General features: G+C 43.0%; 13 protein-coding genes and 1 tRNA gene. 9 read left to right on the top strand and 5 right to left on the bottom strand.

From position 1 onward, the window contains the following. Positions 1-919 precede the first annotated feature (919 nt). Entirely contained in the window at positions 920-1,843 is a 924-nt protein-coding gene (locus HYN51_RS08470) for a glycosyl transferase family 90 (RefSeq protein WP_108899632.1), read from the top strand. A gap of 128 nt (positions 1,844-1,971) precedes the next feature. On the opposite strand, the gene HYN51_RS08465 is transcribed toward HYN51_RS08470, so the two are convergent. Continuing rightward, positions 1,972-2,059 (bottom strand) — tRNA-Ser (locus tag HYN51_RS08465). 214 nt (positions 2,060-2,273) lie between these two features. Between HYN51_RS08465 and ghrA the strand changes: the two genes are divergently transcribed. From ghrA to rlmG, 5 genes are all read left to right on the top strand, one after another. Further along, a complete protein-coding gene (ghrA, locus tag HYN51_RS08460) occupies positions 2,274-3,212 on the top strand; it encodes a glyoxylate/hydroxypyruvate reductase GhrA (RefSeq protein ID WP_108899631.1) in 939 nt (312 codons plus the stop codon). Positions 3,213-3,289: 77 nt separating this feature from the next. Further along, positions 3,290-4,027 (top strand): phosphatase, encoded by a 738-nt coding sequence (locus tag HYN51_RS08455; RefSeq protein ID WP_108899630.1) that lies wholly within the window; start codon positions 3,290-3,292, stop codon positions 4,025-4,027. Positions 4,028-4,091: 64 nt separating this feature from the next. Then, positions 4,092-5,756, top strand: a complete 1,665-nt coding sequence (locus HYN51_RS08450; protein ID WP_108899629.1) for a DUF4139 domain-containing protein — start codon at positions 4,092-4,094, stop codon at positions 5,754-5,756. A 36-nt stretch (positions 5,757-5,792) separates the two neighbouring features. Next, the gene (locus HYN51_RS08445) at positions 5,793-6,359 is read left to right on the top strand and encodes a TorD/DmsD family molecular chaperone (RefSeq protein WP_108899628.1); all 567 of its coding nucleotides are present in this window, start codon (positions 5,793-5,795) and stop codon (positions 6,357-6,359) included. Position 6,360: 1 nt separating this feature from the next. Continuing rightward, a complete protein-coding gene (gene rlmG, locus HYN51_RS08440; RefSeq protein WP_108899627.1) occupies positions 6,361-7,536 on the top strand; it encodes a 23S rRNA (guanine(1835)-N(2))-methyltransferase RlmG in 1,176 nt (391 codons plus the stop codon). 62 nt (positions 7,537-7,598) lie between these two features. Here the strand turns inward: rlmG and HYN51_RS08435 are convergent, their stop codons facing one another. Further along, positions 7,599-8,168 carry a lipoprotein gene (locus tag HYN51_RS08435; RefSeq protein WP_157953008.1) on the bottom strand — a complete coding sequence of 190 codons (570 nt, stop codon included), beginning with the start codon at positions 8,166-8,168 and terminating at the stop codon, positions 7,599-7,601. 93 nt (positions 8,169-8,261) lie between these two features. Continuing rightward, on the bottom strand, positions 8,262-9,467 hold the full coding sequence (gene mdtH, locus HYN51_RS08430; RefSeq protein WP_108902003.1) for a multidrug efflux MFS transporter MdtH: 1,206 nt from the start codon (positions 9,465-9,467) through the stop codon (positions 8,262-8,264). Positions 9,468-9,608: 141 nt separating this feature from the next. On the opposite strand from mdtH, the gene rimJ reads away from it, so the two are divergent. The 3 genes from rimJ (at position 9,609) to murJ (ending at position 12,605) form a co-directional block, all read left to right on the top strand. Further along, positions 9,609-10,193 (top strand): ribosomal protein S5-alanine N-acetyltransferase, encoded by a 585-nt coding sequence (gene rimJ / locus HYN51_RS08425; RefSeq protein ID WP_108899625.1) that lies wholly within the window; start codon positions 9,609-9,611, stop codon positions 10,191-10,193. A gap of 11 nt (positions 10,194-10,204) precedes the next feature. Continuing rightward, positions 10,205-10,870, top strand: a complete 666-nt coding sequence (locus HYN51_RS08420) for a YceH family protein (protein ID WP_108899624.1) — start codon at positions 10,205-10,207, stop codon at positions 10,868-10,870. A gap of 199 nt (positions 10,871-11,069) precedes the next feature. Further along, positions 11,070-12,605 carry a murein biosynthesis integral membrane protein MurJ gene (gene murJ / locus HYN51_RS08415; protein WP_108899623.1) on the top strand — a complete coding sequence of 512 codons (1,536 nt, stop codon included), beginning with the start codon at positions 11,070-11,072 and terminating at the stop codon, positions 12,603-12,605. 147 nt (positions 12,606-12,752) lie between these two features. On the opposite strand, the gene argS is transcribed toward murJ, so the two are convergent. Together argS and HYN51_RS08405 are read right to left on the bottom strand one after the other, a co-directional pair. Further along, the gene (gene argS, locus HYN51_RS08410; RefSeq protein WP_108899622.1) at positions 12,753-14,495 is read right to left on the bottom strand and encodes an arginine--tRNA ligase; all 1,743 of its coding nucleotides are present in this window, start codon (positions 14,493-14,495) and stop codon (positions 12,753-12,755) included. Between the two features lie 269 nt (positions 14,496-14,764). Further along, positions 14,765-15,460 carry a RipA family octameric membrane protein gene (locus HYN51_RS08405; protein ID WP_108899621.1) on the bottom strand — a complete coding sequence of 232 codons (696 nt, stop codon included), beginning with the start codon at positions 15,458-15,460 and terminating at the stop codon, positions 14,765-14,767. Positions 15,461-16,589: the final 1,129 nt, after the last annotated feature.

Below are 16,589 nucleotides of genomic sequence, written 5' to 3'. Positions count from 1 at the left end.
TTTTTAGTTATTACGCATAATAATTATTTTTATTAGTAATGTATATGCAGTGCATCACATTGTTTTTGAAAGGACGATTATTAATCCTTACGTTTTAAAATATATAGCGTGGGGTGCTTTTTCTAGTTAGACAGTGAAAGATATTTTTATTTTTCAGATTTGTGTTAAAAAATATCTAATTTCCATATCAATATATTCACATAAAGAATTAAATTACTTCACATCTCTTAAATTGTTAACGAAGATGAAAATTATTTTTTTAATCTATTGATTTTTATTTATTATTTTAGAGTCGGGTTATTTTTATGACGTGGTTGTGTAGATGGATGTTCTTGCAATTTAAATATTATCATTCTTATGTTCTAAATTCATGAGTATTAATTATTATGCTTTATTCATTAAGGTTAAATTATATTTAAACTGTAAATTTATTTTTATAAAAAATAGCATGATGGTTTTTAATGGTGTAATCTTCTTAACTGTAAATATTTATTTTTATATATTATTTATATAAATACTGTTGAGTCATTATTTAGTGATGATGATCTAAATAATTGTATTATAGTTGTGTTTATATTTATTTGGATTTTGTCTTATAGCGGCTAAGTTAATCTTTATTTAATTCGTTACACATTGATAAATAATATTATTTTTTTATTTTCTTCTATTAGATTTGTGATATTTTATAAAAATACGATGTTCGCATGGAACATGAATAAAATATGGCAAACCAGTATCATTCGATATTATTTAGTTGAATAGGCTGGTAAAGCTCAATTTATGTGTGCTTTTTGAGCTGCTGCCTGATATTTTTTGACGTATGGCTAATTTATAGAATAAATATTGCTTTAAAAGCAGAGCGTTTTGAGCAGTAAGGCTACACTTATCAATAAGTATTGTATGCTAGGCAAGGGTCTTTATGCATAGAGAGAAAATCCCGTTTTATACCAAAAACATTCTCAAAGATTTGATTCCCCGAGTGTTGTTTCGAAGAAATATTCATCGATTACTCGATAATATTAGTGAATATCAACGGGACTACATAGATTATCGAGTTAATTATTACAATAAGCTCAGTACGCCTTTTATTTTGGATACGTCAGCGGTTAAATGCGGTAAGTTAACGGTTAGAGGGCATCCCAGTACCTATTACTATGATTTGATGGAATCAGCCCGCTATTTTGATCCTCATCTTCGATTTAACTATTTTCTTGGTGATATAAGGCACATTCCAGATAAACCGACGTTGTTAAAAACACGGCCGATTGCTGGAGACAACCAAAATTCAGTATTACTGAAATTAAATAAAATACGTCATTTCCATCTTTTTAATGACCAAATGCCTTTTGAGCAAAAGTTGAATATGGCGGTGTTTCGAGGCGCTTGTTATCAGGATGCCAGAAAGCAATTACTCGATAATTTTCACGGCTCACCGCTGGTCGATGTGGCAGACACTGGGCGATACGGTGATGTGAAAAGAAAGAACCTGATGTGTGAAACTGAACAAATGAAGTATAAGTTTATTATCAGCATCGAAGGGAACGATGTTGCTACTAACCTGAAGTGGATTATGCACTCTAACTCCCTCTGTTTTATGCGTAAACCACGGATAGAGAGTTGGTTTATGGAGGGCGTCTTGATTCCTGATTTTCATTATGTGTTATTGAAAGATGATTTTTCCGATCTGGAAGAAAAAATAGAGTACTACTCCGATCACACTGCTGAAGCGAAAATGATCATTAACAATGCGAATAGATACGTGGCACAGTTTTTGGACAATGTGCAGGAAAGGGCGATCTCACTGTTGGTGATGAAGAAGTATTTCTCCCTGTCAGGGCAGTAGACTTTCTCTGTTATTGATAATGCTATATGAAAAAAAAAAGAGCCATTCTGAGAAGAATGGCTCTTTTTTGGCTAATATTTTCCTTTAGGAAAAGGAAAGAGCCTGCTAAAAAGCAGGCTCTTAAAATATGGCGGTGAGGGAGGGATTCGAACCCTCGATACGTTGCCGTATACACACTTTCCAGGCGTGCTCCTTCAGCCACTCGGACACCTCACCAAATTTTGTTGTTACGGCAAGGATTATTCACCGCAACGGGGCGCTACTATAGGGAGAAGGCGGGGTTCGGTCAAGTACAAATTCAAGTTCTTGAGCTATTTGGTTAAGCTATCGGCAAATAGTCGTTTATATCTGCGGATAGAATCGGGTAGATTAGGAGGTGCTACACAGTTACCCCCCTGATTCAGCAAATTTTTTATCTTCTGGAGCGGCTATGAATATTCTCTTCTATCACCCTTATAATGATGCCAAACCTTATCTAGAAGGCATTCCTGCCCGTTTACCCAATGCAAAAATCAGAGTGTGGCAACCGGGAGATAATCAACCGGCAGATTACGCTATTGTCTGGCTGCCTCCCTATGAAATGCTGACGGGACGTAAAGATTTAAAAGCGGTTTTTAGTTTAGGTGCGGGAGTTGATGCCATCGTTGCACAATTAGGAGAGCGGCCAGATATGTTGGCATCGGGTGTGCCACTGGTTCGTCTGGAAGATGCAGGTATGGCCAGACAGATGGAAGAGTATGCCTGCGCCACAGTATTACGTTATTTTCGACGTCTGGATGACTATCAACGGCTACAGCAGCAAAGCCGCTGGCAATTTTTAGAACCGTATAACTATGAAAATTTCATCATTGGTGTGATGGGACTCGGTATTTTAGGCACCCGCGTGGCACAGCGTCTGGCATCGTTTGGCTTTTCAGTACGTGGTTGGAGCAGAAGTAAAAAGCAAATTGAGGGTGTAGAGACATACCATGCCGAGCAACTATCTGATTTTCTCAACCAAACTCGACTGATAGTGAATTTATTGCCCAGAACGTCGGAGACTCAAGGTATACTGAATAAAGCGTTGTTTGGCCAACTGCAGAAAGGGGCATATCTGATCAATATTGCCCGGGGAGCACATTTGGTTGAGGCCGATTTATTAGAAGCATTAGATAGCGGTCAACTAAAAGCCGCGACGCTGGATGTGTTTGCTTCCGAACCGCTATCCAGACAGCATGTGTTCTGGCAGCGTTCAGAAATTACGATAACGCCGCATATTTCAGCCATTACACAGCCACAAATCACGATGGACCAAATCTGTAGTCGGTTGCAGGCTTTTCAGGCGGGAGAGTCAATCAGCGGTATTGTTGATATGACTAAAGGATATTGATCCATTGCGAAACAGAAAATGGATTATCACTGTTTTATAAGTACAACAATATAGCGATATCAAGAAGGAAGTTTGTTATGTACCCGGTTGATTTACACGCCCACACCATAGCCAGCACCCATGCCTATAGCACGGTAAGTGACTATTTTGCCGTTGCCAAACAAAAAGGTATCAAGCTATTTGCCATTACTGACCACGGGCCAGATATGGCCGATGCGCCGCACCGCTGGCATTTTATGAATATGGCTGTCATTCCTCGCATGGTGGATGGCGTTGGAATTCTGTATGGCATTGAGGCAAATATCAAAAACCTTCAGGGGGAAATCGACTGTGATGAGCAGATGGATAAGCACTTAGATCTGGTTATCGCCGGGTTCCATGAACCGGTACTGCAACCCATGAGCCGAGAAGAAAATACACAAGCGATGATAGCCACCATGGCCAGCGGTAAGGTACATATTATTAGCCATCCGGGAAATCCAAAATATCCTATTGATATTAGGGCAGTAGCACAGGCGGCAGTTAAACATAACGTAGCGTTGGAAATTAACAACTCTTCATTTACCCATTCCCGCTTGGGCAGTGAGAAAAATTGTATTGAAGTGGCAAAAGCCATTCGTGATGCCGGTGGTTGGGTGGCGCTGGGTTCTGATTCCCATGTGGCGTTTGCTCTGGGTGGTTTTGACCATTCTTTGAGAGTGTTAAAGGAGATAGGGTTTCCACAGGAAAGAATTCTCAACGTAACGCCGAGGAGATTGCTAAACTTCTTGGAATCACACGGTAGAAAACCGATTCCTGAGCTGGCTTCACTTTAAGTCATTAGGGTAATTTGTTGCCTGAGCGGTTAAACAAAATTCATTAATATTTAAGGATAAATACATGTCATTAACTACCTCCGGTCGTTTTAAAACTACGGTATTGGGCACCGCCGTGGCGCTGGCTTGTTCTGTATCCGCTCAGGCTGATACCCTCACAGAAAAGATGACGTTGAATAATGTTACTGTATTTATCCGCGGCGCCGAGCTGTTTAACAGCGGAAAAGTCACATTACCTGCCGGTGAGAGCGAAGTGATATTCACTAATATTGCCAGCGATCTGAATGAACAAAGTATGATGGTTGAAGCGGATAATGGCGTGGTGGTTCAGTCATCAGGCGTACGCCGCGATTTTCTCAGTGAAAACGTTTCACCTGAAGTGGAATCGCTGAAAAAACAAATTGAAGTAGAAATGCGTGAGCAAAGCAAAGTGAATGTACAGCGTGAGGTGATTCAGGCTCAACTGGCGGTACTGGAAAGCAATCGCGCGCTGGGTAATGAGAAAGAAGGCGCTTCGGTTGAGCAAGTCAGCCAAATGCTACAGTTGGTTAATGGCAAAATGAACGAACTCTTGATGAGTGATATTGATCTCAGAGAGAAGATTGGCGAAATTGAAAAGAATATTAATAAGCTGAACAATCAAATGGCTGAGGCCCAACAGAAAAGCGCTCAGGCCGTTAATCAGGTGGTGGTAAAGTTTTATGCACCAAAAGCCGCATCCAGCAACGTTAAACTTTCCTATGTGATTAATTCTGCTGGCTGGGTTCCTACCTATGATGTTCGAGTTGATAGCATTACTGAACCGGTGAAACTGGGTTATAAAGCCAATGTATTCCAGAATAGCGGTATTAACTGGGATAAAGTTAATCTGACGCTCTCTACGGGTAACCCAAGCGAAGGGGCTCAGGCACCAAGATTATCTCCGTGGTATGTTGATCTGTATCGGCAGCCCATTATGTCCTCAAAAAGCATCCAACATGAGCAAAGCGCACCGGCCTCACCCGCAGCAATCATGGAAATACGTGAAGATCTCACTGCCGATGAATCCCAAGTTGCTAACGGATATGGTAGTAAGTCATCTAAACCACTATCTGACTATGTCACTACCGATGTTGGCGGTGTGAATACCCGTTTTAGTATCGTTTTACCGTATAATATTGCCGCCGATGGCAAAGGGCATTCGGTGTTGATTAAGCAGGCGGATATTCAGGGGGACTATCGCTACGTGGTTGTGCCTAAACTGGAGCCTGATGCCTTTTTGCAGGTACAGCTAAAAGATTGGGAAAAACTTAATCTGCTGCCAGGAAAGTCCAATATTTTCTTTGAAGGTTCGTTTATAGGGCAGGGATATATCGATATCCGTAATGTTAAAGAGACTCTGGATCTCTCTTTAGGCCGGGATAAGAAAATCGTGGTCACGCGGGAAAATGAAAAGCAGATGACAGGAAAAGCGGAGTTTTTTGGTAACTCTGTCAGCCAGCAATATACCTATATGCTGGATATAAAGAATACCCGTAAAGAGCCGGTGAAACTGGTGGTTCAGGATCAGGTTCCCGTCAGTAAAGATGCTTCTGTTACCGTTGAAGATCTAAAGTATGATGGTGCTACCTTTGATAAAGCGACTGGAGAAGTGCAGTGGTCACTGGATCTGACACCAAATGAATTACGTAAACTGGGCTTGTCTTATACGGTGAAATATCCTAAAGATCAGAAAGTTGTTGGTTTATAATTATTGTTTTATTACTTATGTTAACAGGTCAATTTGATGAATGAGTTTTCTGTAGTCTGCCGTATTCTGGGTTCACTGTTCTATCGCAGTTCTCAGGATCCGGTTCTGGATCCGTTGTTTGCTCTTGTGGCGGACGGTAAGTTGAAACAACACTGGCCGCTGGAGCAAGACGATCTGCTGGACCGTATGGGACAGGGATTGGATCGTCAGGTTCTGGAGGCGGACTACCAGGCAATGTTTGCCACCGAGGGCAGCGTTTCGCCTTATAGTTCGGATTATGAAGACGGTGCAGGGGAAGCCTCAACGCGCAACTTTTTAACCGAATGCGGTATGCCGTTAACCGAAGCACCAGCCGATCATTTTGGCCTGCTATTGCTGGCGGCCTCGTGGATTGAAGATAATGCTTTGGAGTCTGACGAAGTACAGGCTCAACTGGCACTGTTTGATGATTATTTGTTGCCGTGGTGTGGGCGTTTTCTGGGTAAAATGGAAGCACATGCCACAACGGCTTTCTTCCGCACCTTATCCACGGTGACGCGAGAAGCGATACAAGCAATGCGTGATGAGCTGGCTGAAGTTTCCGCTGATGAAGGAAATGAATGAGATGGAAATCGCTATTAGCAGTGATGAATCAGAACTGGCACCCTCCGTATTTGCCCATTTGTCGTTAGCGCGTTATCCCGAATTTGATACCGCCAGCAGCTTGCAAGCCTGGGATGCTGCGGATGAATATTTGATTAATACCGTCGATAAGCAAAAACTGGTGGAAGGGCCGGTTCTCATCCTGAATGATACTTTTGGTGCTTTAGCCTGTGAATTGCATCAGTACCATCCGGTAAGCTATGGTGATTCCTACGTTAGCCAACTGGCGACGTTGCGAAATTTTCAGCTAAACGGCTTGTCTGCTGATAACGTCAGCTTTATTGACAGCGTGACGCCATTGTCGGATAAACCCGCCGTGGTGCTGATTAAAGTGCCTAAAGCCCTTGCACTGCTGGAACAGCAACTGTATGCGCTTCGGGAAGTGGTAGGGGAAGATACTCAAATTATTGCCGCTGGGAAAACGCGAGATATCCACACCTCCACGCTACAGCTGTTTGAGAAGATTCTTGGACCAACCCACACCAGCCTAGCTTGGAAAAAGGCGCGTCTGATTTTCTGTCAGTTTAACCAGTCGGAAGTTGCACCGTTTAATGAGTTAGTCAGTTGGCCTATTGATGGAACTGACTATCTTATCCATAACTATCCTAACGTTTTTTCCCGCACCGCTCTGGATATTGGCGCTCGCTTCTTTTCTGAGCATCTACCGTCCGGTTTAACCGGAACTCTGGTGGATTTAGGCTGCGGCAATGGGGTTTTGGGGCTTGGCTTGCTGGCGCAGAATCCTGACGCTGAGGTAATTTTCCGCGATGAGTCCTTTATGGCGGTGGAGTCGAGCCGGTTAAACGTAGAAGAAAACCGTCCACAGGATATCGAACGTTGCTTCTTTGAGGCTGAGTATTCGCTAGCGAATGTTGAACGTAACAGTTTGCAGGGGATTGTGTGTAATCCGCCGTTTCATCAGCATCACTCGGTGACGGACTACATTGCCTGGCAGATGTTTAATGATGCTAAACGCTGTCTGGCGATTGGTGGCGAGCTGCGTATTATTGGCAATCGCCATCTGGGATATCATCAAAAGCTGAAACGTCTGTTCGGCAACTGTGAATTACTGGCATCCAATAAGAAATTTGTTATTTTGCGCTCGGTAAAGGCACCAAGAAAGAGCCGTCAAAGCTGAATTGAAAAACAATAAAAAGGCGCATCAGATTTTCTGTATGCGCCTTTTTTAATGCTATTACTTTATTTGGTAAAGTCGAAAACCAGTTTGCCTTCTTCTACTTTAATACCTTTGGCCAGTTTTTGTGCCGTCGCTTCTAACACACTGTTAGACGGATTCAGAACGTATACCGGTTGGTCATTGAAATAGAGTTGCAGCGCGCTGTTTAGCAGCGGTATAAAGGTTTTCACATTTTTCACTGCGCCCTGCGTGGTTTTCAGATCGTAATCTGCCAGTTCCAGATCTTTCAGATAAACAGCGCCTTTTACTGGGTCAAAGTCCGGGCGGGCATTGATGGTTAGCTGAAGATTCGCATCTTGATTGCCTAAAATAGACGAAATAGCAAACACGGCGTTACCGGATAGTGTCACCTTATTTGGGATATCACGACCAATTTTAGCATTCAGATTATTCAGGGACAGATCGGCATTAATCAGACCGCTCAAGTTGAAGCTGCGTGATGCTTTATCGGAATGGCTGGCTAAATAGTTATTAATCGATTGCTCGCTTAAAGCATATTGAGAGACTTGATTACAACCAAATAGCAGTCCAATAACCAGCACGGCACAAACGCGGGAAAAAATTCTAAACATACTCACCCTTATAAAATCAATCAAACAGTCCATTTCGCTATAGAGTAGCAACTCCCTTATAGACAGAGCAAACTTAAATCCGTTCAGAATATATCACGATACCATGGCGTTGGTGTTTATACTCCTAGGGGTGAATTGACGGTGCAGCGCCAGTGCAGTGCTTATCCCAATTACGCCTAAAAGCAACCAAGGAACTTCAGGCAGATTCATTTCATGTCCAATATCGTACAGCCATCCACCGCCGGTATAACCAATGGCCCCGCCGAAAGCTAAACCCAATTTGCTAAACCCCATATAGCTAGCACGAGCTTGAGGATTTGACAGGGATGCGCTTAACGTTTCGCGTGCCGGTTCAGCAATAATTAAGCCAAGATAGAAAAAGAAAATTAGAGCCAGAATACCGGAAAGTGAATGGACAAACCCTAATGGCATCAAGCTAAAGGTCATTAATAATAAACCCACCATTAAACGTTGGTCGAGGCGAAAATATTTCTCACTCCAACGCGCAATGGGATAGAGCAGGGAAAGTGAGAGAATCGCCTGAATCAGATACATCCACCGTATTGTCTCTGGCGCACCAGAAACTTCGTTTACCAGTAAAGGCAGCATTAACATCACCTGAATAGATAACACATAATACCCGGTGAGAGTCAGTACATAGCGACGGAAGTAGCTGTCCTTTACTGCCGTTTTAATCCCGTTCATGATTGGCGCGCGTACCGAGGTAGAAACTCGATAGGCCGGTAATACAAACGCGTTTAGCGCGGCGGCCAGGACGAAGAACGCGGCACCAAACCAACAAACCCAGTGAAAGTTATAACGTAGAAGCCAACTACCTAATAGCGCCCCAATCACGACCCCGGCGCTGTCCTGCATCATTAATAGAGAATAGAAACGGCCGCGTTCATGAGGTCGGGTTAACTTAATCACTAAGGCTACGCGTGGTGGGTCAAACAACGTGCCGCCAAAAGCAGAAAGGGCGCAGGAGAAAATCAAAATCCAAGGCTGATCGGCTAACGCCATGGTTGCGAAACCGGCAGCGCGTAACAGCATACCGCTAACAATCATCGGTTTGGCACCGAAACGGTCTGCCAGCGCGCCACCAAAAATCCCCAACCCCTGTTGCAGCAACTGACGCAGCCCTAAAGCTATACCAACCACTAATGCGGCCCAGCCAAGTTGGTCAACAAATCGAATTGAAATGAGCGGGAAAACGACAAAAAAACCAAGAACAACTAGCAGGTTATCTAATAATAGAAAATACTTACCTAAGCTTCTGACTCGCGATACCCGAGGCATAATTTCACCGTCAGCGAAAAATAAATACACAGGAGGGAATTCTTTGGCTATTTTGAACTTTATTACTGAATAACGATACCAATTTAGTACACTATCTTTGTCATTTAATGCTGTCTTTTCATTTTTTATAAGGGGGCCCGGATGTTTGGCTATCGTTCGAATGTTCCTAAGGTATCATTAACTACGGACCGACTGACGGTACGCCTTGCCTGCGAACGTGATGCCTACCGGCTTGCAGATTATTATACTGAGAATCGGGCGTTCCTGAAGCCTTGGGAGCCCGTGCGTGATCAGAGCTATGGTTATCCTTCTGGTTGGCAGGTTCGGTTAAATCTGATTAATGAGTTGCATAAGCAGGGGAATGCCTATTATTTCCTCTTACTTGATGCCGATGAAAAAGAAGTCAGAGGCGTTGCAAATTTTAGTAATGTCATCCGGGGGGATTTTCATGCCTGTATTTTGGGCTATTCCCTTGGGCAAAAGTGGGAAGGTCAGGGGTTAATGTATGAGGCTCTACAGCCAGTATTACGCTATATGCTTAACCAACAGAGAATGCATCGAATAATGGCTAACTATATGCCCCATAATCACCGTAGTGGGAATTTATTATTACGATTAGGTTTTGAACGTGAAGGGTATGCTAAACAATACCTGCGAATTGATGGAAACTGGCAGGATCACGTCATGATGGCCCTGACGAACCTTGATTGGAAACCGACGATTTAAGGAGTCTACGGATGAAATATCTATTAACGGATAGTGAAGCTCGGGTTATCGGCAGTATGCTGGAAAAAGAGGTCACTACACCAGACCAGTATCCTTTATCACTAAACAGCTTAATGGCCGCCTGTAACCAGAAAACCAGCCGTGAGCCAGTCATGGATTTAAGCGAACTGGAAATTCAGGAGACATTGGACAGCCTACAGAAAAAGTTTCTGGTACGTACCGCCAGCGGAATGGGTGGACGAGTTGCCAAATATGTTCATCGATTTTGTAATACCGAGTTTGGTGATTTTAAATTATCCCCTGCTGAGCTGGCGGTCGTCTGTTTGCTGTTATTGCGCGGCCCTCAAACCCCGGGTGAATTGAGAACCCGTTCAAATCGGATGTATGAGTTTTCGGATATTAGTGACGTTGAACAGGTACTGGAAGGCTTATCCAATCGAGAAGATGGGCCCTATGCTGTAAAGCTAGCGAGAGAACCGGGTAGAAGAGAGAGCCGCTATGCTCATTTATTTAGTGGACCCGTTGATGCAGCCTCCTTCAGTTCAGCGACAGAAAATAGATCGTCAGAAACCTCTGAAGCGTTAAGTGAACGGGTACAGCAGTTAGAGAGTGAGGTCGCCTTACTGAAGCAGCAATTGACGATTCTGAACGAGAAGTTTGAGATCTTAGCAGGTTAATTTTTGATGCTATCATTTAATCTAAAGTTCATTAAATCAATTGGTTAGATAAATTCATGTATGTTAAATGTTTTCTGGCAGAGTGAAAATCATATTTTTATACGCTTTTAGATTGGTGATTCAACGGACTAACCGTACACTACGCCACAGTCAGCCATCGCACAGTCAGCGATGCCATTAATAAGAACCGTTTAATTACATGAATTTATTAAAATCACTTGCCGCAGTCAGCTCAATGACTATGGCGTCACGGATACTGGGATTTGCCCGTGATGCGATCGTAGCGCGGGCATTTGGTGCCGGAATGGCAACGGATGCCTTTTTTGTCGCCTTTAAGTTACCTAATTTGCTGCGGCGTATTTTTGCTGAAGGGGCATTCTCTCAAGCGTTTGTTCCTATTTTGGCGGAATATAAAACCCAGCAGGGTGAAGAAGCTACGAGAACCTTTATAGCCTACGTATCAGGCCTGCTAACGCTGATATTAGCGCTGGTGACTTTTCTGGGTATTGTCGCCGCTCCGTGGGTCATTTGGGTCACTGCGCCGGGATTTACTGATGACCTAGATAAGTTTGCTTTAACCACGCAATTGCTAAGAGTGACCTTTCCCTATATTTTTCTGATATCGCTGGCTTCGTTAGCTGGAGCAATACTCAATACTTGGAACCGCTTTTCCGTACCGGCATTCGCTCCTACGCTGTTAAACGTGAGTATGATTGGTTTTGCTTTATTTGGTGCGCCTTACTTTAATCCTCCCATTATGGCGTTGGCCTGGGCTGTAGTCGTGGGGGGCATTCTTCAACTGCTCTATCAATTACCTCATTTGAAAAAAATAGGTATGTTGGTTTTGCCGCGTCTTAACTTGAGAGATAGCGGTGTTTGGCGAGTGATGAAACAGATGGGACCCGCTATTCTGGGTGTATCGGTGAGTCAAATTTCGCTGATCATTAATACTATTTTTGCTTCATTTCTGGCGTCGGGTTCTGTGTCTTGGATGTATTATGCTGACCGGCTAATGGAGTTGCCATCTGGGGTGTTAGGGGTTGCGTTAGGTACTATCTTATTACCTTCGTTAGCGAAAAGTTTTTCCAGTGGTAATGCCGAAGAGTACTCCAGCTTAATGGATTGGGGGCTACGCCTCTGCTTTTTATTAGCATTACCTTGCTCCGTGGCGCTTGGGGTTATCTCTGAACCATTGATTAAATCGCTGTTCCAGTATGGGCAATTTAATGCCCACGATGCAATGATGACGCGTCAGGCGCTGATTGCATATTCAGTCGGGTTGATGGGGCTGATTTTGGTTAAAGTTCTGGCTCCGGGGTTTTATTCCCGTCAGGATATTAAAACCCCGGTCAGAATTGCTATTTTCACATTGATTGCCACCCAACTGATGAACTTGGCGTTTATTGGTCCGTTGAAACATGCTGGCTTAGCCCTGTCGATTGGTATTGCCGCCTGTCTGAATGCGAGCTTGCTGTTCTGGCAGTTGAATAAACGCAAATATTTTCAACCAAAAGCAGGCTGGGGTATCTTTTTCCTTAAGCTGATGACTGCGCTTTTAGTGATGACGGCAGCGTTGATAGGTATGGTCTATATTATGCCAGCTTGGGACATCGGTCATATGTCGATGCGCATATTACGCCTGTTACTGGTGGTAGCGGTTGGGGTAGTGGCCTATTTCGGCACATTAGGGTTATTGGGTTTCCGTATTCGGGATTTTGCCCGTCGGATAGCGTAATGTTAAATGTCTGTTGGGAGTTAAGTCCTCCCGGCCGATTACTTGGCTGTTTGCCGGGGAATATACTCAGCAGCTGAAAAGTAAGCACATGATTAATAATAAAGGCGCCAATGGCGCCTTTATTGTAACTGAATAAATAACAATACCTTACATTCGTTCAACCGTTTGGATACCCAGCGTATCCAGACCCAGTTTCAATGTGCGGGCAGTGAGTGCGGCTAATTTCAGACGGCTCTGACGAGTGTTTTCATCATCAGCAGTTAGGATTGGGCAGTTTTCATAGAAGCCAGAGAACAGACCCGCTACATCGTACAGGTAAGTGCACATAACATGCGGTGTACCTTCACGAGCCACGGTGTAGAGGGTTTCTTCAAATTGCATCAGACGAGTAGCCAGTGCTTTTTCTCGCTCATCAACAATCTTTAACGCACCCGCTAGTTTACTTTCATCAATACCAGCACGTTTGAAAATAGAGGCTACGCGAGTATAGGCATACTGCATATAAGGTGCGGTGTTGCCTTCCAGCGCTAACATAATGTCCCAATCGAACACATAATCAGTGGTACGGTTTTTGGATAAATCAGAATACTTAACGGCACCAATACCAACGGCGTTGATCACTTCTTTCAGTTCATCGGGCTGCATGTCTGGATTCTTTTCAAGAATCAGATTGTGCAACTTAGTGTCAGCATTCTCAATCGCTTCATCCAGCAAGTCAGAAAGCTTGATCGTGCCACCGGAGCGGGTTTTAAAGGGTTTGCCATCTTTGCCTAGCATCATGCCAAACATATGGTGTTCCAGCGTAACACTGTCAGGAATATAGCCAGCTTTACGCACGATGGTCCATGCTTGCATCAGGTGTTGATGCTGGCGTGAGTCAATATAGTAAAGAACGCGTTCTGCACCTAAGGTTTCATAACGGTATTTGGCACAGGCTATGTCGGTTGTGGTATACAGGAAACCACCGTCATTTTTCTGAACGATAACCCCCATTGGTTCACCTTCTTTATTCTTGAATTCATCAAGGTAAACCACGATAGCGCCTTCACTTTCTACCGCTAGGCTTTTGGCTTTCAGGTCAGCCACGATACCGGGTAGCATCGCGTTATAGATACTTTCGCCCATAATGTCATTAACGGTTAAGGTAACATTTAGACGCTGATAGGTAAGGATATTTTGGTACATGGTCACGTCGACCAGTTTGCGCCACATGGAACGACAATATTCGTCACCCCCTTGCAGTTTCACCACATATTTACGGGCGCGTTCGGCGAAAACCGGATCGGAATCGTAATGCTGCTTGGCGGTACGATAGAACGCTTCCAGATCGGATAACGTCATATTATCCGCGTTTTCATTTTCCATCTTTTCCAGATAGGCAATCAGCATCCCAAACTGAGTTCCCCAATCGCCAACGTGGTTAGCGCGGATAACATGATGGCCCAGAAACTCTAGTGTCCGTACTACCGCATCGCCAATGATAGTTGAGCGCAGGTGACCAACGTGCATTTCTTTAGCAACATTTGGTGCAGAGTAGTCAACCACGATTGTCTGCTTATGGGCCGGTGTGACGTTTAACTTATCGTCTTGTAATGCCAGCTCTACCTTAGATGCCAACCAATCAGGATCCAGAAAGATATTAATGAACCCCGGGCCCGCAATTTCTATTTTGTTGGCTATTGGGGAGAGGTCCAGATGGGTTAATACCTGCTCAGCCAATTGACGAGGAGGAAGACCGAGCTGTTTCGCTACGGCCATAATGCCATTGGCTTGATAATCACCAAACTGTGCTTTGGCTGACTGACGCACTTGAGCTTCACAATCTGCCGGTGCACCAGCAGCAATGAGTGCTTGGGTAATTTTATCTGATAAAAGAGCCTGTATATTCACCGGATTACCTTATTACGACTTGTTATATAATTCTGCGAAAAGCAGCAGCAAGCAAAGAACGCCGTCATAACGATTGAACTGGCGCAGTCTTACCACTTTCTAAAGAAAACCGGTGAATAATACCCGATCTTATGGATTACGTCAGCTTTAGTGCTGGGGAAGAGTACGATATCAAAATGTTTCTTTGGTCAAAAGACATCCAAGTAACGCAAAAGGTAGGGATGGGTATCAGATGTTCAAAAGCTGAAATTATTGGTGCGTAGGGGAGATCAATTATTGGTGGTTTTGTACTGTTGTGCGATGTCCAGTGCTTTGTTGTCGATCTCCGCATCATCTTTGGAAGAGAACATGCATAAAAATATATTTATAGCGATAGACAGGAATACCATAGTGAGGAAAGGAATACACAAGAATAAGGTGTTCATTAAGGAAAGAGACACACCATTGATATAAACAAGATAGTAAAAGAATTTTATGACTGAGATGACCGGTAGCACACACCAAAAAATAAAAAACATAATATTCAATATTTTATTTAGCAGTAGGATGGTGTTGCTATTTTGATTGGACTTGAGCTCAGAGATCATGCGTACTGGTTTTTTTGAGCATTCTGTCAGTTGGCTCTCTAACTGACTGACGTGAGAATACCAGCTTTTGTGCCAGTAATTGTGATTCACTGTAACTCGGTACCAGGCATGAAAAAGCGTAATACCCATAATTGAAATCACCATTTCTATAAAGTAGGTGATTAATGTAGAGGTACTAAAAAATACAATACCGAAAAACAACGTAACAATAGTACCCATAGCAAGAAAAAGCATACCACGATGCCAGTAAGACTGAGCCTCAGCTTTTTTCAAATTATGGGCATGCTTGAGTGACATTCTTGTCAAGTGACATAAATCATTGCACACATGTGTGTCTTCGGATTTATGCACTATCTCTTTATTTGAGTGCATATTCATCTATCGTCCGTTATAGATATACTTCCCACAGCTTACCTGAACGGGCGTTAAGACTCAATGAGCAATGCATAACGCCTAGGTGAATGACATATATCTACGGGTTGGCTTTAACCATTAACCATATGATTATTAATCATTAAATAAAATTAAAATGGCGGCATTAGAGATATTTCTCACTAATATCCATTTTTAGACCCATGAATCTATTAGATTACATAATAACATTGATAATTGGATTGTTGAAGTTGTTGTCATTGCCTTAATGCGTTGTTTTTATGTTTGATATAAATTGTTACATTATTGAATTGATTTACCTTGATATCCAACTTGATATCTAAATAGGTCAATAGACTGAAAATTAACCTTTTCGGGATAATATTGAGAGTAAGAAAAATTGATATTAGAAGCCGTGCAGTTGATAAATGTAATAGATGATTTAAATCATTAACAATGAGTCTGTACTGTGGCTAGGTCTTCCGTTTTTCAGACCTTTTGAGACGTTATGTTGATTGAAGTTTAGTTTTTGGGGTTATTTGGTTTTTATAACATATTGATAATATTTAGATAGTGAAGGAGAGGGCGCGGTGAGGTGTTAATCTGTTAGTGTGTAAAATGTGAAAGTAGGATACCCATGATATGCATTTTATCTCGTTTAATATTCCGTCATAAACGCTATACTGCCCCCAATACAAGGACTATCAGGAATGCACTATTTATGAAGTTTTATCATGAGATTACCAGTGACGGGCTTAATGCAGATATATGCTACAGCGTGGTCATTTTAGGCACCCCATTGAGAGCTTTCAGGCGCATCCGCCATCCTGCAACGCGAATCAAACAGGAACAGGCAAAGAAAGCGCTCAGGCGCTCTCTGTGTAAAACCAAAAAATTTATTCGCATTCATCAACTCTCAGAAGAGGCATGGTCCGCTTTTTGTGATAAGTAGACCGGATAATGCTAATCCGATAATCACAGGTTAATTATCAGGCTCCAATATTGAGCAATGGTCAGGATTCAACACGCCTGTGAAAGAAAAATGGGAAAGCGGGAATTTTTCGTCATTCCGACAATTTGAATGGGCATTTTGCAATATGACTATGTATCAATATGTTATGGTTAATTATTCAGT

Source organism: Limnobaculum parvum (assembly GCF_003096015.2).
Lineage (GTDB): Bacteria > Pseudomonadota > Gammaproteobacteria > Enterobacterales > Enterobacteriaceae > Limnobaculum > Limnobaculum parvum.
The sequence above is the reverse complement of the archived record's forward strand: the minus strand, read 5'-3'. Positions and strand labels throughout refer to the sequence as shown.

Coding starts and splice junctions, on each gene's coding strand:
- HYN51_RS08470 (WP_108899632.1), top strand. CDS start 920: ATGCATAGAGAGAAAATCCCGTTTTATACCAAAAACATTCTCAAAGAT.
- ghrA (WP_108899631.1), top strand. CDS start 2,274: ATGAATATTCTCTTCTATCACCCTTATAATGATGCCAAACCTTATCTA.
- HYN51_RS08455 (WP_108899630.1), top strand. CDS start 3,290: ATGTACCCGGTTGATTTACACGCCCACACCATAGCCAGCACCCATGCC.
- HYN51_RS08450 (WP_108899629.1), top strand. CDS start 4,092: ATGTCATTAACTACCTCCGGTCGTTTTAAAACTACGGTATTGGGCACC.
- HYN51_RS08445 (WP_108899628.1), top strand. CDS start 5,793: ATGAATGAGTTTTCTGTAGTCTGCCGTATTCTGGGTTCACTGTTCTAT.
- rlmG (WP_108899627.1), top strand. CDS start 6,361: ATGGAAATCGCTATTAGCAGTGATGAATCAGAACTGGCACCCTCCGTA.
- HYN51_RS08435 (WP_157953008.1), bottom strand. CDS start 8,168: ATGTTTAGAATTTTTTCCCGCGTTTGTGCCGTGCTGGTTATTGGACTG.
- mdtH (WP_108902003.1), bottom strand. CDS start 9,467: ATGCCTCGGGTATCGCGAGTCAGAAGCTTAGGTAAGTATTTTCTATTA.
- rimJ (WP_108899625.1), top strand. CDS start 9,609: ATGTTTGGCTATCGTTCGAATGTTCCTAAGGTATCATTAACTACGGAC.
- HYN51_RS08420 (WP_108899624.1), top strand. CDS start 10,205: ATGAAATATCTATTAACGGATAGTGAAGCTCGGGTTATCGGCAGTATG.
- murJ (WP_108899623.1), top strand. CDS start 11,070: ATGAATTTATTAAAATCACTTGCCGCAGTCAGCTCAATGACTATGGCG.
- HYN51_RS08405 (WP_108899621.1), bottom strand. CDS start 15,460: ATGAATATGCACTCAAATAAAGAGATAGTGCATAAATCCGAAGACACA.